Origin of the sequence: Candidatus Marifrigoribacter sp. Uisw_064, assembly GCF_047730175.1 — a bacterium.
GTDB lineage: Bacteria > Bacteroidota > Bacteroidia > Flavobacteriales > Flavobacteriaceae > Marifrigoribacter.
Map to the genome: position 1 here is coordinate 369,826 of NZ_CP159833.1, position 25,175 is coordinate 395,000.

20 protein-coding genes and 1 pseudogene (1 of these 21 running past the window's edge) are annotated in these 25,175 nt (G+C 32.5%); 14 read left to right on the forward strand and 7 right to left on the reverse strand.

The annotated features are described in order from the left end of the window. Position 1: 1 nt before the first annotated feature. Complete coding sequence (locus ABXT64_RS01730) at positions 2–766, reverse strand: tetratricopeptide repeat protein (protein WP_443633672.1); 765 nt, start codon at positions 764–766, stop codon at positions 2–4. A 150-nt stretch (positions 767–916) separates the two neighbouring features. Here ABXT64_RS01730 and recF point away from each other — a divergent pair, with 150 nt between their 5' ends. After that, entirely contained in the window at positions 917–1,996 is a 1,080-nt protein-coding gene (gene recF / locus ABXT64_RS01735) for a DNA replication/repair protein RecF (protein ID WP_443633673.1), read from the forward strand. 1 nt (position 1,997) lies between these two features. After that, positions 1,998–2,294 (forward strand): DUF721 domain-containing protein, encoded by a 297-nt coding sequence (locus tag ABXT64_RS01740; protein ID WP_443633674.1) that lies wholly within the window; start codon positions 1,998–2,000, stop codon positions 2,292–2,294. A 69-nt stretch (positions 2,295–2,363) separates the two neighbouring features. Here the strand turns inward: ABXT64_RS01740 and ABXT64_RS01745 are convergent, their stop codons facing one another. Continuing rightward, positions 2,364–2,783: a nucleoside-diphosphate kinase gene (locus ABXT64_RS01745; RefSeq protein WP_443633675.1), complete on the reverse strand. Its 420-nt coding sequence runs from the start codon at positions 2,781–2,783 to the stop codon at positions 2,364–2,366. Between the two features lie 355 nt (positions 2,784–3,138). Here ABXT64_RS01745 and ABXT64_RS01750 point away from each other — a divergent pair, with 355 nt between their 5' ends. The 4 genes from ABXT64_RS01750 (at position 3,139) to ABXT64_RS01765 (ending at position 6,778) form a co-directional block, all read left to right on the forward strand. Next, complete coding sequence (locus tag ABXT64_RS01750; protein ID WP_443633676.1) at positions 3,139–4,161, forward strand: DHH family phosphoesterase; 1,023 nt, start codon at positions 3,139–3,141, stop codon at positions 4,159–4,161. Next, positions 4,151–4,699 (forward strand): gliding motility-associated peptidyl-prolyl isomerase GldI, encoded by a 549-nt coding sequence (gene gldI, locus ABXT64_RS01755; RefSeq protein ID WP_443633677.1) that lies wholly within the window; start codon positions 4,151–4,153, stop codon positions 4,697–4,699. The genes ABXT64_RS01750 and gldI overlap by 11 nt, the downstream gene beginning before the upstream one ends. A 14-nt stretch (positions 4,700–4,713) precedes the next feature. Further along, positions 4,714–5,823, forward strand: a complete 1,110-nt coding sequence (locus tag ABXT64_RS01760; RefSeq protein WP_443633678.1) for a peptidylprolyl isomerase — start codon at positions 4,714–4,716, stop codon at positions 5,821–5,823. A gap of 187 nt (positions 5,824–6,010) precedes the next feature. Next, the gene (locus tag ABXT64_RS01765) at positions 6,011–6,778 is read left to right on the forward strand and encodes a CPBP family intramembrane glutamic endopeptidase (RefSeq protein WP_443633679.1); all 768 of its coding nucleotides are present in this window, start codon (positions 6,011–6,013) and stop codon (positions 6,776–6,778) included. Between the two features lie 115 nt (positions 6,779–6,893). On the opposite strand, the gene rocD is transcribed toward ABXT64_RS01765, so the two are convergent. Beyond that, the gene (gene rocD / locus ABXT64_RS01770; protein WP_443633680.1) at positions 6,894–8,171 is read right to left on the reverse strand and encodes an ornithine--oxo-acid transaminase; all 1,278 of its coding nucleotides are present in this window, start codon (positions 8,169–8,171) and stop codon (positions 6,894–6,896) included. Between the two features lie 140 nt (positions 8,172–8,311). Beyond that, positions 8,312–8,473, reverse strand: a pseudogene (locus ABXT64_RS01775) (DUF6768 family protein); the annotation flags it as partial. Between the two features lie 302 nt (positions 8,474–8,775). Between ABXT64_RS01775 and rlmD the strand changes: the two are divergent. The 4 genes from rlmD (at position 8,776) to ABXT64_RS01795 (ending at position 12,873) form a co-directional block, all read left to right on the forward strand. Next, positions 8,776–10,188, forward strand: coding sequence for a 23S rRNA (uracil(1939)-C(5))-methyltransferase RlmD (gene rlmD / locus ABXT64_RS01780; protein WP_443633681.1), 1,413 nt, complete (start codon positions 8,776–8,778; stop codon positions 10,186–10,188). A gap of 21 nt (positions 10,189–10,209) precedes the next feature. Beyond that, entirely contained in the window at positions 10,210–10,701 is a 492-nt protein-coding gene (locus ABXT64_RS01785) for a DUF6452 family protein (RefSeq protein WP_443633682.1), read from the forward strand. Continuing rightward, positions 10,673–11,374: a DUF6048 family protein gene (locus tag ABXT64_RS01790; RefSeq protein ID WP_443633683.1), complete on the forward strand. Its 702-nt coding sequence runs from the start codon at positions 10,673–10,675 to the stop codon at positions 11,372–11,374. The genes ABXT64_RS01785 and ABXT64_RS01790 overlap by 29 nt, the downstream gene beginning before the upstream one ends. Before the next feature lie 92 nt (positions 11,375–11,466). After that, the gene (locus ABXT64_RS01795) at positions 11,467–12,873 is read left to right on the forward strand and encodes an HTTM domain-containing protein (RefSeq protein ID WP_443633684.1); all 1,407 of its coding nucleotides are present in this window, start codon (positions 11,467–11,469) and stop codon (positions 12,871–12,873) included. A gap of 5 nt (positions 12,874–12,878) precedes the next feature. Here ABXT64_RS01795 and ABXT64_RS01800 read toward each other — a convergent pair whose 3' ends face one another. Then, complete coding sequence (locus tag ABXT64_RS01800; RefSeq protein ID WP_443633685.1) at positions 12,879–14,057, reverse strand: THUMP domain-containing class I SAM-dependent RNA methyltransferase; 1,179 nt, start codon at positions 14,055–14,057, stop codon at positions 12,879–12,881. 277 nt (positions 14,058–14,334) lie between these two features. Here ABXT64_RS01800 and ABXT64_RS01805 point away from each other — a divergent pair, with 277 nt between their 5' ends. Both ABXT64_RS01805 and ABXT64_RS01810 read left to right on the forward strand, forming a co-directional pair. Then, a complete protein-coding gene (locus ABXT64_RS01805; protein WP_443633686.1) occupies positions 14,335–15,069 on the forward strand; it encodes a class I SAM-dependent methyltransferase in 735 nt (244 codons plus the stop codon). Then, positions 15,066–15,734, forward strand: coding sequence for a ZIP family metal transporter (locus ABXT64_RS01810; protein WP_443633687.1), 669 nt, complete (start codon positions 15,066–15,068; stop codon positions 15,732–15,734). The genes ABXT64_RS01805 and ABXT64_RS01810 overlap by 4 nt, the downstream gene beginning before the upstream one ends. Before the next feature lie 369 nt (positions 15,735–16,103). Here the strand turns inward: ABXT64_RS01810 and ABXT64_RS01815 are convergent, their stop codons facing one another. Continuing rightward, entirely contained in the window at positions 16,104–17,855 is a 1,752-nt protein-coding gene (locus ABXT64_RS01815) for a hypothetical protein (RefSeq protein ID WP_443633688.1), read from the reverse strand. Between the two features lie 247 nt (positions 17,856–18,102). Next, entirely contained in the window at positions 18,103–19,857 is a 1,755-nt protein-coding gene (locus ABXT64_RS01820; protein ID WP_443633689.1) for a hypothetical protein, read from the reverse strand. A gap of 288 nt (positions 19,858–20,145) precedes the next feature. Between ABXT64_RS01820 and ABXT64_RS01825 the strand changes: the two genes are divergently transcribed. Together ABXT64_RS01825 and ABXT64_RS01830 are read left to right on the forward strand one after the other, a co-directional pair. After that, the gene (locus tag ABXT64_RS01825) at positions 20,146–23,439 is read left to right on the forward strand and encodes a VCBS repeat-containing protein (RefSeq protein WP_443633690.1); all 3,294 of its coding nucleotides are present in this window, start codon (positions 20,146–20,148) and stop codon (positions 23,437–23,439) included. Positions 23,440–23,466: 27 nt separating this feature from the next. Continuing rightward, positions 23,467–25,175, forward strand: the 5' portion of a protein-coding gene (locus tag ABXT64_RS01830) for a VCBS repeat-containing protein (protein ID WP_443633691.1). It continues 1,585 nt past the right edge of the window; the window shows 1,709 of its 3,294 coding nt (coding positions 1–1,709); the start codon lies at positions 23,467–23,469; the stop codon falls past the right edge of the window.

The window sequence follows — 25,175 nt, forward strand, 5'->3', positions numbered from 1 at the left end:
TTTATTTCATTGCTTCTACTTTTCCTTCATATAAAGTAGCCTTAGTATTCTCAAGTGATTTTGGATACTTTTCAGTAATAGTTTTAAAGTGATTTAAAGCTATGTCTGTTTTTCCAAGATTCATTGCAATAATACCGGCTTTAAGTAAAAAACGTGGTGTGGTTACATTATTATCTTTTAATGCAGCTGCAATTTCATAATATTTTAAAGCTTGTTCATTTTGCTCTAGTTGTGCAAAAGCATCACCAATTGCTCCTTTTGCAATAGGCGCTAACATATCATCATCACTTTTAAATGTATCTAAATGTGATATAGCTTCTTGGTATTTCCCTGTGTTTAAATAAGCAATCCCTGCATAATAATTGGAAAGATTTGCTGCATTAGTACCACCATAATTTTCAATGATGTCAAGAAAACCATATTTTCCTTCACCTCCATTTAGAGATAAATTATATAATGAATCTTTTGTTGATGCTGATAATGCTTGCTCATAATATTGCTGAGCTTGATACATATCGTTTACAGCTTCCACTTCTTTAGGTTCTTGAATAAATTGCTGATATCCTAAATATCCTAAAACACCAATTGAAACAATTCCAACAAATATTAAAATTGCTTTTTGGTTTTTCTCAACCCAAGCTTCCGTCTTATTAGCAGATTCATCTAAAGTATTAAATACTTCAGCTGTTGTGCTATCATCTTCTAGCTCTGTCTGCTTCTCAGCCTTTGTTTTTGGTTTATATCCTCGTTTCTTGTACGTTGCCATAATTTCACTTGTTAGGTTTGCAAAAATAAAATATTTATTAGAATTTAAAAGCACAACTATTTATTATTTTTCGATAATTTGCAAACTAATAATTTACAGAATTCTGTAAATTAATATTTTATCAAAATAGCACACAACCACCTGATTGTTATGATTTTAAAGAACATCTCATTACTTAACTATAAAAATTTTGAATCGATATCATTTCAGTTTGACCCAAAGATTAACTGTTTAGTGGGTAATAATGGTGTTGGAAAGACCAATGTATTGGATGCAATCTATCATCTTTCCTTCGGAAAAAGTTATTTTAACCCAATAACTGGGCAAAATATAAAACATGAGGAAGAATTTTTTGTAATCGAGGGTAATTACCTTAAAAACGAACGGGAGGAGCGACTTATAATAAGTGCAAAAAGGGGGCAGAAAAAAATTATAAAACGGAACAATAAAATTTATGAAAAATTCAGTGATCATATAGGCTTTTTACCCTTAGTTATCATCTCCCCTGCCGATAGAGATCTTATCATAGAAGGCAGCGATACGCGTAGAAAGTTTATGGATGGTGTGATTTCTCAAGGAGATCCCAACTATTTAATAAGCCTTTTAAAGTATAATAAAGTGTTATCTCAGCGTAATTCATTATTAAAATACTTTGCCGTTAATAATACATTCAACCAAGACACCTTGGATATTTATAATGAACAAATGCATGAATATGGTTCCATCATTTTTGAAAAAAGAACACTCTTTCTTGATAGTTTTTTACCAATATTCTTAAAAAGGCAACAATCCATTAGTAATAGTAAAGAATCTGTTAACCTAATTTATAAAAGTCAGCTAGAAGAAAAAGAGTTACGTTCATTGCTTCAAGAAAATGCAGTAAAAGATAAAATAAGTCAATATTCAAATTTTGGAATTCATAAAGATGATCTCATATTTGAAATTGAAGGTCATCCTATTAAAAAGTTTGGTTCGCAAGGACAACAAAAATCATATTTGATTGCTTTAAAGTTAGCTCAATTCGATTTTATTAAAGAACAAAAGAAAGTAAATCCGATACTGCTTATGGATGATATTTTTGATAAATTAGATGAAAATAGAGTAGAGCAAATCATTACATTAGTAGACAATGAAGATTTTGGGCAACTTTTCATTAGTGATACCCATGCGGAGCGAACTGAAAGTGTGATAAAAAAAGTACATCAAACCTATAAAATGATTCATTTGTAACATGGCTAAAAGAAAAAGAGAAGAATCTACCATAAGTGATGTTTTAAAAGATTTTATTACAGTAAATCGCTTACAAACCGGACTTGATAAAGTATCGGTTAAGGATGCTTGGGAAAACGTGATGGGAAAACCCATTGTAAAGTACACTACCAATATTATTTTAGAAAGAGATGTAGTATACGTGCAATTAAGCTCTTCAGTCCTTAGAGAAGAATTAAGTTATGGTAAAGAAAAAATTATTAAAATGCTTAACGAAGAATTAGGTAAAGACTTAATTACAAAATTAGTGTTACGGTAAGAATTGTAGTTTAAAAAAAAAGCCATCAATTTAAAATTGATGGCTTTTTTTATGTGTTAAGCTAAGGTCTTAAAACATCTCTCTTCCAGAAAAATGAAAAGCAGCTTCGATAGCAGCATTTTCATCACTATCACTACCATGAACTGCATTTTCTCCAATAGAAGCTGCATATAATTTTCTGATAGTTCCTTCCGCTGCATCCGCAGGATTTGTTGCACCTATCAAGGCACGAAAATCTTCAACTGCATTTGATTTTTCAAGTACTGCTGAAACAATAGGACCACGAGTCATATACTCAACTAATTCACCAAAAAATGGACGCTCATTATGTACAGCGTAAAATTCTTCAGCATCAGCTTTAGTCATTTGATTAAGTTTCAGTGCTACGATTCTAAAACCTGAAGCAGTAATTTTTTCAAGAATAGCTCCAATATGTCCTTTTTCAACACTATCAGGCTTTAACATTGTAAACGTTCTATCTGTTCTCATAATTTTTTTAAATTTTGTGCAAAAGTATGGAATTAGACTACAAAAACAAGAATTTATATCAATATACTTACTATACCGTAGGCTAATTAATTAGTTCCTCTTTAAAATCAATCGCAATATATCGTATATATTATGCGTCTATTTTATTTATTTTAACGGGTATACTTCTACAAGCTCAGTACAGGTATGCTGTTCGCTATTAGACCTTTCGTTGGACAATACACTTCTTATACCAGTTTAACCTAGTCGTTTCATGAAAAATCGTTAATAGTTTACGCTATTGTTTTTAAAAATGATTTCAAAATGGCAATAAATTGTATCTTCGCCATTCGCTATGCTAGATGGTAAAAAACGTATGAATTCAGAAAAAATAAATCAAATAAAAAACCTGTTAAAGACTCAAAAAAAGATTGTAGTCGTTGGGCATAAAAATCCAGATGGTGATGCTTTAGGTTCTTGTTTAGGGATAGCAAATTATCTACAACAGAAAGGACATATTGTTCAAGTTGTGATGCCAAATGATTTTCCCTCTTTTTTGAAGTGGATCCCAGAATCTAATTCTATTTTAAATTTTAATCAACATACTGCTGAAGTTAGAGAGGTAATTTCTCAAGCTGATCTAATTTTTACCCTAGATTTTAATGCGTTAAATAGAACAGGCGATTTAGGCACCCTCCTTGAAAATGCAAAAGCAGATTTTGTAATGATCGATCATCATCAACAACCCGATGATTATGCCGTAGTTACTTACAGTGATGTAAGCATGTGTTCTACCGCAGAAATGGTTTTTCATTTTATGGAAGCTTTAGAAGATTTAGAATTTTTAAATGCTGAAATAAGCACGCAACTATATACAGGTATCATGACAGATACAGGTTCTTTTAGATTTCCTGCAACCACAGCAACCACACATCGAGTTATTGCAACTTTAATAGAAAACGGCGCTAACAATGCTGCTATTCATCAAAATGTATATGATACAAATACACCTGACCGACTTAAACTTTTAGGAGTAGCCTTAAGTAATTTAACGATTCTAACGGAATTTAAAACTGCTTTCATTACACTTTCTCAAAAAGAATTAGATGACCATAATTTTAAAAAAGGAGATACGGAAGGGTTTGTAAATTATGCCCTTTCTATGGAAGGCATCAATATGGCTGCTATTTTTATTGAAAGTGAGAAAGACAATATTGTAAAAATATCATTTAGAAGTAAAGGCGAATTTTCAGTTAATGAATTTGCACGCACTCATTTTAATGGTGGAGGTCATACTAATGCTGCTGGAGGAAAAAGCGATACAGCACTTATAAAAACAACTTCTGATTTTATTAGTATATTGCCTACTTATAAAGAAGCCTTGAATTATGTTGCGTAACCTACTCATACTCCTTTTTGGATGTCTTGCTTTTGTGTCTTGTAAAACACCTGAAGCTAGACCCCCTATTCAAAGAACATCTGGATCATTTATTGATGAATCTGTAGAACGAAATAAAAAAATATTTGAGCTTGAAAAAAATCAATTTTTAGCTTTAATGGAATCTAATCCAGAGAACGAATACATCACTTCTACGAATGGATTTTGGTATTATTATAATAAAAAAGACACTATTTCAACGGTAGTTCCAACGTTAGGAGATCAAGTTACCTTTAGTTACGACTTAACATATTTAAATGGAGAAGTACTTCTTTCTGAAGAAGAAATTGGAATTCAAGACTATATCGTAGATAAAACAAAACAAGAATTAATTTCAGGAATACGAGACGGCATCAAACTTATGAAGGTCGGTGAAACTATTACCTTGTTTTTACCATCTTACAAAGCATTTGGTTATTACGGAATCGTAAATAAATTAGGGGCTAATGTCCCATTACAAAGTAAATTAACACTAATATCAATAAATCAAACACAATAAACATTATTACAGCTATGAAAAAATTAACATTTTTAGTATTAATCTTATCATTAACCTTAGGTTCTTGCCAAAGTAAATATCCCGATTTAAAAGAAGGAATTTATGCTGAATTTATAACAAGTAAAGGAAGTTTTGTTGCAAAACTTCATCATGAACAAGCACCATTAACTGTTTCAAATTTTATTGATTTAGCTGAAGGTAACAATGAAATGGTAGATTCAATTTATAAAGGAAAAAAATTCTATAACGGATTAATATTCCATAGAATTATCAAAGATTTTATGATTCAAGGTGGAGATCCTTTAGGAACAGGTTCTGGAAATCCAGGATATAAATTTCCTGATGAAACAACACAAGAATTACAACATTCAAAAAAAGGAATTCTTTCAATGGCTAATTCTGGTCCTGGTACCAATGGAAGTCAATTTTTTATCACCTTAAAAGAAACACCTTGGTTAAATGGAAAGCATACCGTTTTTGGTGAAATCGCAATAGGTCAAGATATCGTTGATGCTCTTGGATCTGTAGAAGTTGCTAATGGAAGTAAGCCTGTTGAAACAGTTACCATGTTAGAAGTAAATATTATAAATGTAGGAGGTGTTAAACTTCATTCATTTAAAGAAGGAATGGTTATTATTGAAAAGAAAAAGAAAAAAAGTCAAGATCAAAAAGCTAAAATTGCTGCTGGGGTTGCAAAAGAATTTAATTCTATAATCGAAAAAGCAGAAGAATTACCTTCTGGACTTAAAAAATATATTATTACAGAAGGTACTGAAGTACAGCCTAAGTTAGGAGATAAAGTGCTTGTATATTATGCTGGTTATTTAACCGATGGTTCTTTATTCGATTCAAACATGATTGAGGTTGCTAAGAGATTTGAAGTATGGGACCATGTAAGAGAAGATGGTGGTGGTTACAAACCAACTCCAATGGATTATTCACTTGAAGCAAAATTAATTTCTGGATTTAGAGAAGGATTATTATCTATGAAAGTAGGTGAAAAAGCTACGTTCTTTATCCCTGCTCATTTAGGATATGGTGAAAGAGGATATCCACCTGTGATTCCTCCTAGTTCAGATTTAATATTTGAATTAGAAATAGTAGAAATTGTAAGTCCTAAATAAAAATCTATCTATTATACTAAAAAAGCCTCTTCATTTGAAGGGGCTTTTTTAATAGTTGTAATTCACGTCTGTTAGATACCGTTTTAACTTAGATAGCAAAGATACTAACACACAAAAGGTACTGATATCTAGGAATATTAGCCGATAAACGATACCTTCATGATGGATATAACAAGTTGGCAATAATATGAAAGACGAAATGGAGAAAAATAATATCAGTTGGAAAAGAGTAGTGATATTTTTTATTATCGCAACCCTAATATCGAACATTTTTCGATTTGACATTTTTGAATTTAAATCAGAATTGGAAAAACTACCCAGTTGGGTTTTTATATTTATTACTGTGCTTCTTGAAGGTAGTGGAGTTATTATAGGAGCATTAATTATTATTCCTTTTTTGAAAAAAAAGCGGAAGATGGAAATGTCATTATTTGGAACTTCAAAGTCAAAAAGCCTTATAATGGCTATTATTCCAATCCTAATTTTGACAATAATAGGAGTAACAAATGACTTTGGAATGGAATATCACTTTTACGGTCTCGTTGCTGCAACCGGGACTTTTCTTTATTGTATAATGGAAGAATATGGATGGAGAGGATACTTACAAGAAGAATTGAAAATATTGAAACCTTGGAAAAAATATTTAATAATTGGATTTATATGGTATTTATGGCATTTGACATTTTTAACAAAGGCTAGTATTGGAGATAACCTTTTCTTTTTAGGAATGATGATTTTTGGAAGTTGGGGAATTGGACAAGTGGCTGAATCAACAAAGTCGATTATAGCAAGTGCTTGCTTTCATATGATTATCCAAATTATGATGTTTAATGCGTTAATAAAAAACGGAATTGATGGAACTGAAAAAATCATGATTTTAGGTGTTTCAATCGCAATTTGGTTTGTGATAATCAAGAAATGGGAAAAAGAAAATACTATTGCCAACAATGTATAAAAATAGTGCGTTTTAATCCACTACTATTCTTATACTAGACCGTTACTATCCTTTATAACCAAAAAAAAGCTCCCACAATCATAGGAGCTTTTTTAATTAACATATACCCTAAGTCTTAACTAAACTCAGTAAGTGTTTTTGTAATAATCGAAACACAATCCAATAACTGCGCTTCCGTCATCACCAACGGTGGTGCAAAACGTATAATATTACCGTGTGTTGGTTTTGCCAACAAGCCGTTATCTCGCAATCTCATACAGATATTCCAAGCAGTATCACTGTCTTCAGAGTCATTGATCACAATAGCATTTAACAGCCCTCTACCTCTTACAAGAGAAACAAGCTCACTCGTTTCTATATATTTGTTTATTTCACTTCGGAAAAGTTTTCCAAGACGATCTGCATTTTCGGCTAATTTTTCATCTCGAACCACTTCCAAGGCTGCGGTAGCAACTGCCGCTGCTACAGGGTTACCACCAAAAGTCGAACCATGATTTCCTGGTTTAATGACATCCATGATATGATTATCTGCCAATACTCCCGAAACAGGATAAGCTCCACCACTCATTGCTTTTCCTAAGATTAAAATATCTGGCTTCACATCTGGTGTTCCTTCACATCCTTTGTTTTCACATGAACAATCTCCACAAGTTGCTAATAAACGACCTGTACGTGCAATTCCTGTTTGTACCTCATCAGCTATAAACAAAACATTATACTTTTCGCATAATGCTTTTGCTTTATTCAAATACCCTTCAGAAGGAACATACACTCCAGCTTCTCCTTGTATTGGTTCTACTAGAAACCCAGCAACGTTTTTATTCGAAGATAAAACCTTTTCCAAAGCATCAATATTATCGTATTCAATTTTTATGAATCCATCAGTATATGGACCAAAATTTTTGCGCGCTACTGGATCATTTGAAAAAGAAATAATGGTAGTTGTTCTTCCGTGGAAATTATTCTCACAGACAATGATTTCAGCTTCATTTTCTCCCAAGCCTTTCTTTTCGTAAGCCCATTTTCTGCATAGCTTCAGCGCTGTTTCTACAGCCTCAGCTCCCGTATTCATTGGAAGTAATTTATCGAATTTAAAGAACTCGCAAACAAATTTCTCGTAAGGACCAAGCATATCATTATAAAATGCTCTTGATGTTAATGCTAAGGTTTCTGATTGTTTCTTAACTGCTGCAACGATTTTTGGATGACAGTGCCCTTGATTCACTGCAGAATACGCTGAAAGGAAATCGTAATACTTTTTTCCTTCTACGTCCCACACAAATACTCCTTCTCCTTTGTTTAATACTACAGGAAGTGGATGGTAATTATGCGCTCCATACTTGTTTTCTAAATCGATTGCTTTTTGAGATGCGGTTTCTTGTAAAACTGACATAATAAATAATTTAAATTAAAATATATGTAATTCCTACTGTACCTTTATTCTTTCGAAAGCTCGAAAATTCAGCGGAGGAGAGAAATCATCCTTCAAGGCGCAATTTACTAAATTTTAGCAATTCCCAAAAGTCATTTAGATTATTTTGCTGAAAGCGTCGAAACTTGTAATTCTAAACGTTTAAATTCCCGTATTACGCTGTTTTTATCCACCTGCATCCAAATATATAATTTCAACATAGAAACCGCCATAAGGCATATTATTCCAGCCGCCGACCATAGTATAAGTTCGTTGGTTACTTCCGTATTAAAAAGCTAAACGATGTAGTACACTATTACACCTAAAAACACAAAGGTCATTATATTAAATAGCATCCCTTTTTTAAAAGCCATAGGAAAATGAATCATGAAATACAAGGTTGTCTGGTCGAGCATTATTGAAACAAAATATATTTTGTTGAAGATAGCTAGTGAAACTAGTCGAGGCCTATATTATCAAATTTAAAAAACCTTTCGACTGCGCTCAAGGAGACAATCTTCAAAAACCAAAAAATAAAAACTGATAATCTCATAAAGATTAAACACGCTATTGTTATTTTTGCCACATGGGAAAAAGAAAAACGAACAGAGTCATTCTTGAAGATTTAGAAGTGATTGATGCAGGTGCCAAAGGAAAAGCAATTGCAAAAGCACCTGACGGAAGAGTTGTATTTATCAGTAATGCGGTGCCAGGAGATGTGGCATCCGTACAAACCACAAAAAAACGCTCGAGTTATTATGAAGGGAATGCTATTTCTTTTTCCAAACTTTCAGACAAACGTACAGAGCCTGAATGTGAATTTTTTGGAACCTGTGGTGGTTGCAAATGGCAACATATGGGTTACGAACATCAGCTTTATTTCAAACAAAAAGAAGTAGAGAACAATTTAAAACGTATCGGTAAAATTGAAATGCCTGAGCCACTCCCTATTCTTGGGTCGAAAGAGCAGTACTTTTACCGCAATAAAATGGAGTTCTCATTTAGTGATAGCAAATGGTTAACGTTGGATCAGATTAAAAGCGATGAAATTATCGAAAACCGAAATGCATTAGGGTTTCATATTCCGGGTATGTGGGATAAAATTTTAGACATCGATAAATGTCATTTACAACGCGACCCAAGTAATGCCATCCGAAATTTCATCAAACAAAAAGCAGAAGAATTAAACCTCCGTTTTTTCAACGCGAGAAAACAAGAAGGATTTTTACGTACGCTAATGCTTCGTACTTCGAGTACTGGTGATGTGATGGTGTTGGTTCAGTTTTTTCATGAAGATGAAAAAAATAGAGCCTTATTGTTAGATGCTGTTGCTTCAAAATTTCCTGATATCACTTCCCTATTGTATGTGATTAATTCTAAAGGAAATGACACCTTATATGATCAAGAAATTCATTGTTATAAAGGTGAAGATCATATTTTTGAAGAAATGGAAGGCTTGCGTTTTAAAATTAATGCGAAGTCTTTTTATCAGACCAATTCAGAACAAGCTTTTGAATTGTATAAAGTTACCCGTGATTTTGCCAATTTAACTGGAAACGAATTGGTATACGATTTATATACAGGAACCGGAACCATTGCTCAGTTTGTAGCAAAGAAGGCAAAAAAAGTAATCGGTATTGAATCGGTTCCAGATGCTATTGAAGCGGCTAAAGAAAACGCACAATTAAATAATATTGACAACGTTGAGTTTTATGTGGGTGATATGAAAAAGGTATTTAATCAGTCTTTTATCAATGAACATGGACAACCAGATGTGATTATTACAGATCCTCCAAGAGATGGTATGCATAAAGATGTGGTAGAACAATTAATCAATCTAGCGGCAAATAAAATTGTGTATGTGAGTTGTAATAGTGCAACACAAGCGAGAGACCTTGCATTGTTAGATGAAACGTATAAAGTTGTAAAAACGCAAGCAGTTGATATGTTTCCACAGACCTATCATGTAGAAAATGTTGTACTTTTGGAAAAAAGATAATACCTCTATAGAGAATTATATATGTTAAAGAAACTATTATTTTTTATTGCCATTATTATAGCTGCGAATAGTTGTACCCGAGATGATTTATGTTCTGCGGCAAAACAAACTACGTCAAAACTTGTTATTCAATTTAAAAACTTTGAAAATCCATCAGAAAATAAAGGTTTTACAAGTTTAAGTGTAATTACAGATCTAGGAGATGTTATAGTGGTCAATGACAGTACAACTAGTTTGATTACAATACCCTTATTTGTCAGAGCTGATATTACATCGTACCGTTTTATTAAAGATATTAATGATACCATAACTATTAATGTGGACTCTATAAGTTTCAATTACCGACGTGTAGATGAATACCTCAATAGAGCCTGTTCATTTAAGACGATTTTTTATGATGTAAATGCGCTTGTAGTTCCAGAAGATATTACCACTAATTGGATTCGTTCCATAGAAATAGTTAATGACACCATTGAAAATGAAAATGAAGCACATATTAATATTTTTCATTAGTATTTCTTTTACTTCGTCATTTTCAGTAATGGCACAAGAAGAAAATACTGCTGTAACCGACACGATCACCAAAAATGAAAAATATGGTTTACGGGTAGGCGCAGACATATCGAAACCCATTCGTTCTTTTTTTGAAGATGATTATACAGGCTTTGAAATCATGGCTGATTTTAGAGTCACTAAAAAGTTTTATGCTGCTATTGAACTTGGAAACGAAACCAAGGATCGTTTTGAAGAAAATTTAAACTCTTCTACGAATGGAAGTTATGCTAAAATAGGCTTCAACTTCAACTCATATAATAACTGGCTAGGAATGAACAATGAAATTTCTGCTGGAATGCGTTATGGTTTTTCAACTTTTAAACAAGAATTATTGGGCTATACTATCTATACCGGAGACGATACTTTTCCAACTACTTTTATTGAAAATCCAATAGAATATAAAGGGCTAACTGCTCATTGGGCTGAAATTATTATGAGTATAAAAACTGAAATTTTTAACAACTTATATCTTTCCCTTAATGTTCAATTAAAACGTAAAATATCTGAAGATAAGCCAGAAAATTTTAAAAATTTATTTATTCCAGGCTTCAATAGAACCTACGATTTTAGTGAGTTTGGAGTTGGTTATGGATATACACTCTCCTATTTAATTCCTATTTTTAAAAAATAACAAAGTTCCTTTTCAATATTTATTTTTTACTTATTTTATTATAACTAAGTATTTGTATATTTGAATCATAACCGTCTAATTGAATCATTAAAATGAATACTAAGTTATTGCATTTTTTATTTAAACCAATAGATGCATCTATTGTAGCTACATTTCGTATTGTTTTTGGGTGCTTTATGACTTATCAAGTGTTTACTTTCATTAAAATTGATTTTGTGTATCAATTTATGACAGGCCCAGAAATATTATTTCCATATCAAGAGTTATCATTTTTAAAACCGCTATCAAAAAGTATCCTTAAGGTTTTAAATTTAGGCCTTCTTTTCTCTGCCGTTTTTATAGCAATAGGATTCTTGTATCGATATGCTATGATATTTTTCTTTGTCGTTTTCACCTATTTTACTTTTATAGACGCAACTCTTTACAATAATCATCTTTACTTAATCTCTTTAATTGCTTTTGTAATGATTTTTATTAATGCTGATAATAAATACAGTGTTAAATCAATTTTATCTAAAAATGAGAACTTAAACTTTATTCCTGCTTGGAATAAGTATCTTTTAATTTTCTTAATTTCCCTGCCCTATATTTTTGGTGGAATTGCAAAATTGTCGCCAAATTGGCTCAATACTGATTTACCACAAATAATCATAGATTCTTCTAGAGGAAACATCCTTAACTCCCTATTTTCTGATCGCTTCTTAGACCTATTTATTACCTATGGAGGAATTATTTATGATTTATTAATTGTATTTATTTTATTAAATAAACGCACACGGATTATTGGGGTTATTCTTGTTTTAATATTCAATTTAACTAATAACTTTATATTATTTAATGATATTGGAATCTTTCCTTTCTTTATGATTTGTAGTACTATTTTATTTTTTAATACTTCAAAAGTGAGTCGCTTTTTAGAACGATTATTTAGTAAGAAAGTCAATACAGAAGAGTTAGATGAGTTTGAAGAGTCTGTTGAAGAAGTTAAAATTGAAGAAACAGAAAACCCTCCAGAATTAAAATGGAATGTATCAAGAAGACTGGTGAGCTTCCTCTTAATTCTTTTTATGATTTTTCATTTGGCAATGCCTTTTAGGTATTTACTATATACCGACAACCCAGAATGGACAGGTATTGCTTCTCGTTATTCCTGGCGAATGAAAATGCAGTCTAAAGAGATAACCGATTTTAAAGTTACCATGACAGATAAATTAAGTGGTGATGTAATGGATATAGATATCGCTCCTTTTTTAACAACAAATCAAGCAGCACATATAGCGGAAGATCCTTATAATGTTATATACTTAGCCAAATATTTAAAGCAAAAGGCATTAAAAAAATATGCGAAAGTGGATCCCATTATACACATAGATTTAAAAGTGAAATTTAATGGACTTCCTACTCAGGCAATGTTTCCACCGACCTTAGAGTTAACTCAAATCAACGAAAAGAATTATACAGATGACTCTTGGATGCTTCCTTTAAAAATGAATGAATAATTTAATTACTCTTCCTCTTTAAACTCACGTCCTTGCTTTTTAGCTTTTCGACTTCCTTCATACATTTCGTATTTAACAAATCGACTTTCTAATTTACCATTATACAATTTAATTTTTCTAGAAGGTCGTAAACCAACATGTTTTAAGGCTTCCATACTAGAGGTGATCATCCAAGCTTGCGTATTTGAATACCCTCGTTTTAACGTATTTCCTATAGAAGAATATAACTCTTCGATATTCGCAGAGAGTCGCTCATCGTAAGGCGGATTAAAAACCATAAATAATTGCCTTCCTGTTTCTTTTTTACTTTCAAAAAAGTCCTGCTCTTTTATTGATATAAACTCCTCAAGGTTTGCACTTTTAATATTTTCTTCAGCTCTTTCTAACACTCTCGCATCTTTATCGGAACCATAAATTTTAAAATGAAAATCTCGAACTTTCTTTAAAGCAGAAGCTTCTATTAATTCATATAAATCCACATCAAAATCGGGCCAGTTTTCAAAACCAAATTCCTTCCTGTTTAAATTTGCAGGAATATTACAGGCGATCATTGCTGCTTCAGTTAAAATGGTACCTCCTCCACACATAGGATCCATTAAATCACATTGCCCAGTCCATCCAGAAAGCATGATTAAACCTGCCGCTAAGACCTCATTGATGGGAGCTAATGTAGTTGCTACTTTATAGCCTCTTTTATGTAAAGATTGCCCAGAACTATCTAAAGAAACGGTACAAATATTACGGTCTATATGAATGTTAATACGAAGGGTTGGATGGTCTAAATCTACATCAGGGCGAATGCCTTCCTTGTCTCTAAATCGATCTACAATCGCATCTTTCGTTTTTAAAGAAATATATTGTGAATGGGTAAAATGATCTGAAAAAACGGTTGCATCTACAGCTAAACTCCCCTCTTTATCCATGTAATTTTCCCAAGGAATTTCATATACTTTTTTATATAAATCCTTTTCGGTAAAAATATTAAATACGGTAATCGGTTTTAAAATTTTAATCGCTGTACGACAACATAAATTGGCTTTGTACATAAACCCTAAGTCACCTTTAAAAGTAACATTACGAGTTCCAGTTTCAACATTCGAAGCTCCTAGTTGTCTTAATTCTTGTGCCAATAATTCTTCAAAACCATATAAAGTTTTGGCAAGCATTTTAAAATTTTTTTCCATAATATTCCTCGTGAATACGGGGATCTTTTTTAGATACTCAAACTAAGGATATTTCCAAATTTTAACTTCGTTCTTTTTCCTTTTAGCTTTGTTAAAAATTTTAACCGTAACGATGCTATGCTTAAAATTTTTGCCGCCCTAAAAGAAAAAATAATACTACTAAAAACTCGAAAATATCCTTAGTTTGAGTATAAACCAATAATTCTATTTAAATAAAAAAGCTTCCTATAAATTAAGGAGCAAAAATACAGTATTTTTGTAGCCGAAAATCCTATTCATGCAAAAAGATAATAATAATTGGTACGCCTCTTGGTTTGACACTCCATTTTACCACATCCTTTATAAAGAAAGGGATGAAACGGAAGCTGCCGAATTCATGAATACCTTGATGCAGTTTCTTAGGATCCCAAAAGGAGCAGAAATATTAGATCTTGCCTGTGGTAAAGGAAGGCATGCGCAATATTTAAATACACTAGGGTATCATGTTACGGGTGTAGATTTATCTCCAGAAAGTATTGCTTTTGCAAAACAATTTGAAAATGAGACCCTACATTTTAAGGAACACGATATGTGTATCCCTTTTCCAAAAAAGTTTGATGCCGTAGTTAATTTGTTTACCAGTTTTGGTTATTTTGAAAATGAAGAAGATAACCTAAGAACCATAAAAGCCATTAAAGAAGAAATAAAACCAAATGGTTTTGGGGTGATCGATTTTTTAAATGTGGACTATGTAAAGCAACATATTGTCTCTTCTGAAATAAAAATAGTCGATGGAATATCTTTCCATATCAAGCGTAAAATTGAAGCAGGGTATATTATTAAAGACATCCATTTTTCTCATAATGAAAATGAGTATTCCTTTGTGGAAAAAGTAAAAGCAATTACATTAGAAAATTTTGAAACCTATTTTAAAGAAGCTGGTATCACATTAAGACATTGCTTTGGCGATTATCAATTAACGCCCTATGCTAAAAACACTTCAGAACGTTTAATACTTATCTTTAGCATATGAATTACATCCTACTATTTTTATCGGTTATCATCGGTTATTTTATTGCTACGCTAGTAAAAGGAAAGAACTTAAAGTTTATGCCTATCTTCTTAGCTTTTAGTGGGTCTTTTTTACTTTCTGTTACCTTATTGGAATTATTACCAGAAGTATTTCAAGAACCTTCCAAACGTATTGGAATATTTATCTTGTTGGGAATTGTTATACAAATATGTTTAGAGTTTTTCTCTAAAGGAGCCGAACACGGCCATGTACACCTTCATGATGCCCAGCAAAAATTTCCATGGTTGTTATTGATAAGTTTAAGTGTGCATGCCTTCTTGGAAGGGTTTCCTATTAGTGATCATAATCATTTATTATTAGGGGTGATCGTTCATAAAATACCGATTGCTATTATCTTATCGGTATTCTTCATACAAGCAGGATACAAAAAAAGTACTACACTCCTATTTCTCTTTTTGTTTGCGATCATGACGCCATTAGGAAGTTGGGTTTCTACCTATTCCGAAGCAATTAGTAGTTATTCAACAGAGATTACAGCAATCACCATTGGTGTTTTTCTTCATGTTTCTACTACAATACTTTTTGAAAGCTCAAAAAACCACACCTTTAATTTATCGAAAATGACAGCCGTGATTCTTGCCACGGTATTGGCGTATTTTCTGTAAAGAGTAATTATTCTTGTCTTTATGAATGAAGGAAGAAAAATAAAAGTAATCTCCAAATAAATGTCTTTGCGAAGGAAGAATAACTGAAGCAATCTCTAAAAAAAAAATGTCCTTACAAACGCAATGAGGTAATCTCATATATTGGAATTAAATTCGTGAGATTGTCACGGGCTTCGCCCTCACAAAGACAATATGTGATAAACAAGCAGAAGCTACTCCAAAATCAGTATGACCTTCAGTAATTAAAAGAGCAGTGTTAGTTGCTGTATCACATCGATCCTCATTAGCAATTTCTTACAGTATAAGTTTTAAAAAAAAACGCCTCCATTGCTGGAGGCGTTTTACTATTAAAATAAATTAATTTAATATTTATTTATTTTGAAGACTTCTAATAAGTTTCTTTCTAGCGATTATATCACCTTGAGTAGCTGCCTTAAGTTCTCTAGGCGTAGCTGTAAACTTAACACTGTTTTCTTGAAGTGGTGCTGGTGCTAAACATGACACAGTACCTTCCCATCCTGGGAATGGCACAGAAGCATCAGAAATAAATACCACTGTCATAAATTGTCCAGTTGCAGTTACACTGTCACCTAATAAATCAGTTCCAGTAAATCCAGAACCACCATTTCTATCTGCAGAAACAGGAACTCCTAAATCAGAAGCCATAATTTGAGGATCCCCTGAAGTAGCTCCATCGTAGAAATACATGTAATCCCATGTAGCTTCTAGATCAAACGCTGTAAAACCAACACTTGCAGTTAAACCAGCTGTAGCATCAACTAAAGTACTTTCAGTAATTCCAGTAGAGTAATCTCCACCAGTACCACCGTCATCAACATAAGTGTCACCACAAGTTAATGGAGCAGGAGGACATGCTGGGCACGTAGCTCCACCACAATCGATTCCAGTTTCATCTCCATTTTGGATTCCATCAGTACACGTTGGTGCAGAAGCACAAGTAATATCTAAACCGTAGTTTCCAGTTCCAGCACTAAACGCTTGAACAGATACTAATACATCTGAACCATCAGAAATATAAGAAATTTCAGACTGTAATCCACATGAATCATCTAAGTTAAATAACTCAGCTCCACCACATGCATCATATATTACTAAACGAGAATCGTAATCAGTTAATCCACCACAAAGTGAAACAGTAACTTCATCACCAGCAGTTAAACCAGTAAGAGAATACCATACGTCTGGACCATAATTTCCATCATCGTCAGTAGCCGTAACAGTACTTCCAGTATAAGAACCTCCACAAACAGCAGCTTCTGCCGTAGCACAAGTATCATTTGCTGGAGCTGGAGGAGCACAAGTTACATCACCAGTAAAAGTACCAGTAAAAGTACCGTGGTTACCAGAAACTAAAGACCAAGTACCAGCAGCTTCAGAACAGTCATCTACATTATTGTAGGTATGAGTTCCATTCCATGCAACAACGTTAGAACCAAAAGTTCCACCACCAGCTATATCACAAGTTGTAGTAGCACCACCATCAATACATCCAGTTTGAGTACCACCATTGCTTAAGATAACTCCTACGTCTACCATAGCAGTCAAAGAATCATCTGCAGATCCATCACCTACATAAATAAAACTTAAAGTACCAGTATCACCAGTAACTAATAATGGGTGAGCAGCACAATCATCACAAGCTAAAACTCCAGTAATAGGCACAACAGGTGCTCTAGAAGTTTCATGAGCAGCAATAGCTCCAGAAGTAATACCTTTGTATACTACATCAGATATTTGAACATTTGCTCCATCTAAATCAGCACTTAGTTTAAAAGATGCCATAATAGAAGAAGAACTAAATGCTAAGTTTTGAACTTCAGCCCCAGCTTCAATTGTTCTGTCTGCGATAAAATTAATTTCTTGTCCAGAAGTTAATTTTAACGTTGCTACACCTAAATTGTTTGGTGTAATATTAATTTCTAAAATACCTCTTTCCATGGTACCTTGAGTTGTAAAAACTCCTTTATAGACACCCATGTTGGTATCGTCATACTGTGCAAGAGTCGCCGACAAGTCTGCCGAAGAATCTGCTAATTCAACATCTTTAGTACATGAAAATACAAGTACCGATGCGAATAATAATAAGAAAATTTTTTTCATAATAGTTTGGTGTTGTTAAATGATTTATAAATAATTTAAGTCTAATTTATACAAATAAACTTGTATTCATAAGGGTTTTTATTAGAAAAAAAAAGTTGGGTATTTCATCTAATAAACAAACAATTTAACGACTTCACCTACCTAAAGTAGCTTAATTCTTACGCGGGAGTGGTGTAAAATTTATTGTATAAAAAAAACGCCTCCATTGCTGGAGGCGTTTTACTATTAAAATAAATTAATTTAATATTTATTTATTTTGAAGACTTCTAATAAGTTTCTTTCTAGCGATTATATCACCTTGAGTAGCTGCCTTAAGTTCTCTAGGCGTAGCTGTAAACTTAACACTGTTTTCTTGAAGTGGTGCTGGTGCTAAACATGACACATTACCTTCCCATCCTGGGAATGGCACAGAAGCATCAGAAATAAATACCACTGTCATAAATTGTCCAGTTGCAGTTACACTGTCACCTAATAAATCAGTTCCAGTAAATCCAGAACCACCATTTCTATCTGCAGAAACAGGAACTCCTAAATCAGAAGCCATAATTTGAGGATCCCCTGAAGTAGCTCCATCGTAGAAATACATGAAATCCCATGTAGCTTCTATATCAAACGCTGTAAAACCAACACTTGCAGTTAAACCAGCTGTAGCATCAACTAAAGTACTTTCAGTAATATCAATAGAGTAATCTCCACCAGTACCACCGTCATCAACATAAACATCACCACAAGTTAATGGAGCAGGAGGACATGCTGGGCACGTAGCTCCACCACAATCGATTCCTGTTTCGTCTCCATTTTGGATTCCATCATTACACGTTGGTGCAGCAGCACAAGTAATATCTAAACCGTAGTTTCCAGTTCCAGTACTAAATGCTTGTACAGATACTAATACATCTGAACCATCTGTAATGTAAATAATCTCAGATTGAAGACCACATGAATCATCGTTTGTAGCTATTTCAGATCCACCACATGCATCATATATAACTAAACGAGAATCGTAAGTAGTTAATCCACCACAAAGTGAAACAGTAACTTCTGTACCAGCAACTAAACCAGTAAGAGAATACCATACGTCAGGGCCATAAGCTCCATCGTCGTCAGTAGCCGTAACAGTACTTCCAGTATAAGAACCTCCACAAACAGCAGCTTCTGCCGTAGCACAAGTATCATTTGCTGGAGCTCCAGGAACACAAGTTACATCACTAGTAAAAGTACCAGCATAAGAACCGTGGTTACCTGAATCTAAAGACCAAGTACCAGCAGCTTCAGAACAATCACCTACATTATCATAGGTATGAGTTCCAATCCATGCAATATCATTAGTACCTATAAGATCTCCACCAGTAATATCACAAGTAGTTTGAGCACCACCATCAACACATCCAGATTGTCCACCTGAAGTAGAAACGATAACTCCTACATCAGCTAAAGCTGTAACCGTGTCATCGGCAGAACCATCACCTACATATAATAAACTAAAAGTTCCAGTATCACCTGTAACTAATAATGGGTGTGCAGCACAATCATCACAAGCTAATACTCCAGTAATAGGAACCACTGGTGCTCTTGAAGTATCGTGTGCAGCAATCATACCTGCTTTTTTACCATTGAACATTACTCTAGAGATAATCACGTTTGATCCATCAATATCTGCTGTAAGCAAGAAAGATGTTTCTCCAAGACCAGCTCCAATCATTTTAAGTTCAAGAATTTCCATTTCTTCCTCAATAATTTGAGTAGAACGGAACGTAATTGTTTGTCCAGACACTAATTGAATAGTTGCAGTAGCGTAATTCTCAGGAATTACATTAATTTCTACTACTCCTCTTTCCATAGTCCCTTGTGTTGTAAATACTCCTTTATAGACACCTAAGTTGGTGGCATCATACTGGGAGATCGTCGACGTCAAGTCTGCCGAAGAATCTGCTAATTCAACATTTTTTGTACAAGAAAATACAAGTACCGATGCGAATAATAATAAGAAAATTTTTTTCATAATAGTTTGTTGTTGTTTTATGATTCATAAATAACTGAGAAGCAATATAAGGAAATATTTAAATATTTGTTAAATAAAAAAAAAAAAAAATAGTCTCATACATTTAAGCTAAAATAACTGCGTATTATCCGCTAATTCACTATATACATAAAGATATTTGTGCTATTTTGTTAAAAAATAAAATATTTAAATATTCCCTTATAATAAGATAGCTTGTTTATTTTTCAAATAGAATTAAAATTCCACTGTTTTATATATATTTGTTTTTTATCATTATAATACTTAATTATGAAGTATAGCTTATCGTTTTTATTTCTTCTCCTTATTATTACCTCTTGTAAAAATGAATCATTAAAACAACCAAAAAATGGAGTTTATACTAATGATGCTACTCATTTATTTACAAAAATAAATAAGGAAAAGTCATCTATTACTTTTAAAAATACGGTTACACCAACAAAGCAATTTAACTTCATGAGTTATCCTTATTTATATGCAGGAGCAGGGTTAGCATTAGGAGATATTGACAATGATGGTTTAGAAGACATTTATTTTGTGGGGAATAATAGCCCAAACAAATTATACAAAAACGAAGGTGATTTTAAATTTAAAGACATTACAGTTTCATCTAAAACAGAAGATTACAATGGATTTTCTACAGGAGTAACCATGTTAGATATTAATAATGATGGCTGGTTAGATATATATGTATTAAAAGCAGGTTCCTTAGGAAATGATGAAGGAAGAAAAAACTTACTCTTTGTTAATCAAAAAAATGGCACCTTTTATGAAGAGTCTAAAAAATGGGGATTAGATGATCCTGGCTTTGGTACTCAAGCGTACTCATTAGATTATGATAATGATGGCGACTTGGATATCTATATCGTTAATTATCGATACGATTTCACTAATAATGGTAGAGTTAGTGCAGAGATACAAAATAACATTCAAGAAACTACGAGTGATCAATTGTATCGCAACGATGGTACTATATTTACAAAAGTAACAGGAGAAGCTGGATTGTATAATAAAGCATGGGGACTTAGTGCTTCCATTGGTGATTTTAATAATGATGGATGGGAAGATATTTATGTTGCCAACGATTTTAATGAACCCGATGCCATGTACATTAATCAAAAAGACGGAACTTTTAATAATGAAATCTTAACAAGATTAAATCACATTTCATTTAATAGTATGGGTACCGATTTTGCTGATCTTAATAATGATTCATTCGAAGATTTGATTACCCTTGATATGGCTGCGGAAGATTATGAAAGAAGCAAAATAAATATGGCTTCTATGGACTCTAAGGGGTTTAAAAATTTAGTGAATGCTGGGTATCATTATCCATATATGACGAATATGCTTTTTTATAATGAAGGGAATGGTAAATTTAAAGAAACAGGTCAATTAAGTGGTATAACAAATACAGATTGGAGTTGGGCGCCTCTTATTACAGATTTTGATAATGATGGGATGAAAGATATTTTTATTTCCAATGGAGTTTATAAAGATTATCATAATCAAGATTTTAGAAATCTAGTTAAGTATAATTTTGAAAATAAAATAGCCATGTCTTTAGAAAAAGTCATGGATTTAATTCCTTCAGTAAAACAAAAAAACTATATGTTTCAAAATGAAGGAAACCTTTCATTTAAAAAAGTAATTAGTGATTGGGGACTAGACGAACCAACATTTTCAAATGGATCAGCTTATGCCGATTTAGATAATGATGGTGATTTAGATTTAGTAACAAATAATTTTAACCACAATGCGAGTCTTTATAGAAATAATGCTAATGTAAATTACCTGCAAGTAGATTTAAAAGGTCCTTCTAATAATTCTTTAGGTCTAGGAACTGAGGTATTTGTGAAAAATAAGACAGAAACTCAATTTCAAAAACTATATATAACAAGAGGGTATTTTTCATCAGTTACCAATATTTTAAATTTTGGTTTAGGAGAAAATGAAAGTGTAGATGAAGTTATTGTAAAATGGCCCGATGGTAAAACTTCAAAACAATTAAATGTTAAAGCCAATCAACGACTCGTTGTCGATTATGCATCAGCAACCAACGTAGCTTATACTAAAGAACAAGTAAAAAGCAATACGCAGCATATTAATAATTCCTCCTTAGGAATTGATTTTCAACACAAAGAAAATGAGTTTGAGGATTATTCACTTCAATTATTAATTCCACAAAAACAATCGACTAAAGGATCGGGTATAACGGTAGCCGATGTCAATAAAGATGGCCTAGAAGATTTCTTTGTTGGGAATGCAGCTGGAGCTAGTGCAGCATTATACATTCAAAATAACGATGGAACCTTTAAAAAATCCAATGAATCGCTATGGAATAAAGAACGTAAATATGAAGATGCCAATGCTTTATTTTTTGATGCTGACCAAGATGGAGATCAAGACCTTTATGTGGTAAGCGCTGGTTATGAATTAAAAGAAAACAGTCCGCTTTTACAAGATAGGTTATACCTTAATAATGGTGCCGGTAATTTTACTAGAAAAAACAATGCACTTCCTACCATGTTAGTTTCTGGAAAAGACATCAATGCTGGAGATTATGATAAGGATGGTGACTTAGATTTATTTGTGGGTGGTAATGTAATTCCTGGAAAATATCCTTTAGCTCCTAAATCGTATTTATTAAAAAATAATAATGGGGTTTTTAGTGATGACACAAAAAATAGTCCTGATCTATCTAATATCGGTATGGTTTCTCAATCTATTTTTACCGATTATGATAATGACAATGATTTAGACTTGATGGTCGTTGGCGAATGGATGGCTCCTACTCTTTTTACAAATACCAATGGTTCTTTTGAAAAAAATGAAAAAGGAAACGGCCTAGAAAATAATGAAGGGTGGTGGTTTAGTATCACTGCTGGGGACTTTGATAATGATGGAGATCAAGATTATGTAGCAGGGAATATTGGGGGAAACAATAAATTTCATCCCACTACAGAAAAACCCCTTTTCATATATGCTAAAGATTTTGATGACAATGGGTCTTTCGATGTAGCGATGAGTAAAATTAATGATGGTAAAAGAGTTCCTATAAGAGGAAAAGAATGTAGCTCGGAACAAAACCCTTTCTTATTAGAAAAAATTGGAAGCTTTAAAGAATTTGCGAGCCTTGATATGGAACACATTTATGGCGAAGAAAAACTGAACGATGCTTTTCAATTAGCAGCGCATAATTTTAAAAGCTCCTATATCGAAAACCTTGGAGATGGCACCTTTAAAATGAAACCGCTTTTAAATGAAGCTCAAACAGGACCTACAACTTCGCTTATAAGCAAAGACATTAATAATGATGGCATTCTAGACATTATTGGTGTTGGTGGTCTTTATGATGCTGAGATAGAAACCATTCGTTATGACAGTAATTATGGATATGTATTATTAGGTGACGGAAAAGGTAATTTTTCCTATTCTAAGGAATATTACCCCTTTATTGATAATGATGCCAAAGACATTAAAAACCTAAATATCAATGGAAAAGAACATTATATTGTAGTTAGTAACAATGCTCCTCTTAAAGTATTTAACTATAGCTTATAATTTATTCTCATTTTCAAATTAACCCCTATGATTCAGAAAAAAATAACTCTCATAAGTATCATATTAGTGCTATGTTCTTGTAGTGATAATAAAAAAACCAATTCTGAAAAAAATAATGACACTGAGCGTAGTTCTTTATTCTCCAAAGTTGATTATTCTCAATCTAATATAAATTTTACAAATAAAATTATTCAAAATAAAGAAATGAATTTTATGAATAATTTATTCATTTATTCAGGAGCTGGTGTTGGTGTTGGTGATATTGATAATGATGGTTTAATAGATTTATATTTTACTTCAAATTTTGGACCTAATAAATTGTATAAAAACGAAGGTGACTTTACATTTAAAGACATCACCTCTTCTTCTAGAACTGAAGATTATCTTGGGTTCACAACAGGGGTAACCATGTTAGACATCAATAATGATGGATGGTTAGATATTTATGTTTCAAAATCTGGTTTTTTTAAAGAAAAAAAAGGAAGAGAAAACTTATTGTTTGTCAATCAAAAGAATGGCACATTTAAAGAGGAAGCGAAAATATGGGGCATTGACGATCCTGGTTTTACAACTCAAAGTTATCCTATTGATTATGATAACGATGGGGATTTAGATTTATATGTTGTGAATTATCGATATGATTTTGTAAATAAAAAAACAATAAGTCAAAAAATACAAAATCAGATTGAAGAAATTACAAGCGACCAGTTATATCGTAACGATGGCACTAAATTTACTAAAGTGACTGGAGAAGCAGGACTATATAATAAAACCTGGGGCCATTCTGCTAGCATAGGCGATTTTAATAATGATGGTTGGGATGATATTTATGTAGCTAACGACTTTTTTCAACCTGATGCTATGTACATCAATCAAAAAGATGGAACCTTTAAAGATGATATTTTATCTAGTTTTAATCATATTTCTTTAAATAGTATGGGCTCAGATTTTGCGGATATCAACAATGACTCCTTTGAAGATTTAATTACCCTGGACATGTTGGCTGAAAATTATGCTAGAGGAAAAGAAAATATGGCTGCCATGAGTACTAGTGGTTTTAAAAAATTAGTTGAAATTGGATATCATCATTCTTATATGGCAAACATGCTGCATATAAATGAAGGCAATGGTAAGTTTAAAGAAACAGGGCAATTAAGTGGTATTGTAAAAACAGATTGGAGTTGGGCTCCTCTTATTGCTGATTTTGATAATGATGGGTTTAAAGATATTTTTATCACTAATGGTATTGATAAAGATTATGCAAATAATGATGTTGTTAATTTAATAAAAAGCAATTATGAGAATAAAATTAAAATGACATTAGATGAAGCGCTAAATCTTTTGCCTTCAGAAAAATTAAGTAACTATATGTATAAAAATAATGGAGATCTAACTTTCACTAATACTTCTAAAAACTGGGGAATAGATGATCCTAAATTCTCTTATGGATCTGCTTATGCGGATTTAGATAATGATGGTGACTTAGATTTAATTATTAATAATGTAGATGATAAAGCTGGAATTTATGAAAATAATACTAACGTAAATTACCTACAAGTAGACCTAAAAGGTCCTTCCAATAATTCTTTTGGCATAGGAACTGAAGTCTCTGTGAAGTATAATTCAGAAATTCAATTTCAAAAACTTTACCTTTCAAGAGGGTATAAATCATCAGTTACCAATATTATAAATTTTGGTTTAGGTGAACATAAAAGTGTTGAACAAGTAATTGTAAA

Excerpts from the sequence above, each read along its gene's own strand:
- ABXT64_RS01730 (WP_443633672.1), bottom strand. The coding sequence starts at position 766 with ATGGCAACGTACAAGAAACGAGGATATAAACCAAAAACAAAGGCTGAG.
- recF (WP_443633673.1), top strand. The coding sequence starts at position 917 with ATGATTTTAAAGAACATCTCATTACTTAACTATAAAAATTTTGAATCG.
- ABXT64_RS01740 (WP_443633674.1), top strand. The coding sequence starts at position 1,998 with ATGGCTAAAAGAAAAAGAGAAGAATCTACCATAAGTGATGTTTTAAAA.
- ABXT64_RS01745 (WP_443633675.1), bottom strand. The coding sequence starts at position 2,783 with ATGAGAACAGATAGAACGTTTACAATGTTAAAGCCTGATAGTGTTGAA.
- ABXT64_RS01750 (WP_443633676.1), top strand. The coding sequence starts at position 3,139 with ATGAATTCAGAAAAAATAAATCAAATAAAAAACCTGTTAAAGACTCAA.
- gldI (WP_443633677.1), top strand. The coding sequence starts at position 4,151 with ATGTTGCGTAACCTACTCATACTCCTTTTTGGATGTCTTGCTTTTGTG.
- ABXT64_RS01760 (WP_443633678.1), top strand. The coding sequence starts at position 4,714 with ATGAAAAAATTAACATTTTTAGTATTAATCTTATCATTAACCTTAGGT.
- ABXT64_RS01765 (WP_443633679.1), top strand. The coding sequence starts at position 6,011 with ATGAAAGACGAAATGGAGAAAAATAATATCAGTTGGAAAAGAGTAGTG.
- rocD (WP_443633680.1), bottom strand. The coding sequence starts at position 8,171 with ATGTCAGTTTTACAAGAAACCGCATCTCAAAAAGCAATCGATTTAGAA.
- rlmD (WP_443633681.1), top strand. The coding sequence starts at position 8,776 with ATGGGAAAAAGAAAAACGAACAGAGTCATTCTTGAAGATTTAGAAGTG.
- ABXT64_RS01785 (WP_443633682.1), top strand. The coding sequence starts at position 10,210 with ATGTTAAAGAAACTATTATTTTTTATTGCCATTATTATAGCTGCGAAT.
- ABXT64_RS01790 (WP_443633683.1), top strand. The coding sequence starts at position 10,673 with ATGAAGCACATATTAATATTTTTCATTAGTATTTCTTTTACTTCGTCA.
- ABXT64_RS01795 (WP_443633684.1), top strand. The coding sequence starts at position 11,467 with ATGAATACTAAGTTATTGCATTTTTTATTTAAACCAATAGATGCATCT.
- ABXT64_RS01800 (WP_443633685.1), bottom strand. The coding sequence starts at position 14,057 with ATGGAAAAAAATTTTAAAATGCTTGCCAAAACTTTATATGGTTTTGAA.
- ABXT64_RS01805 (WP_443633686.1), top strand. The coding sequence starts at position 14,335 with ATGCAAAAAGATAATAATAATTGGTACGCCTCTTGGTTTGACACTCCA.
- ABXT64_RS01810 (WP_443633687.1), top strand. The coding sequence starts at position 15,066 with ATGAATTACATCCTACTATTTTTATCGGTTATCATCGGTTATTTTATT.
- ABXT64_RS01815 (WP_443633688.1), bottom strand. The coding sequence starts at position 17,855 with ATGAAAAAAATTTTCTTATTATTATTCGCATCGGTACTTGTATTTTCA.
- ABXT64_RS01820 (WP_443633689.1), bottom strand. The coding sequence starts at position 19,857 with ATGAAAAAAATTTTCTTATTATTATTCGCATCGGTACTTGTATTTTCT.
- ABXT64_RS01825 (WP_443633690.1), top strand. The coding sequence starts at position 20,146 with ATGAAGTATAGCTTATCGTTTTTATTTCTTCTCCTTATTATTACCTCT.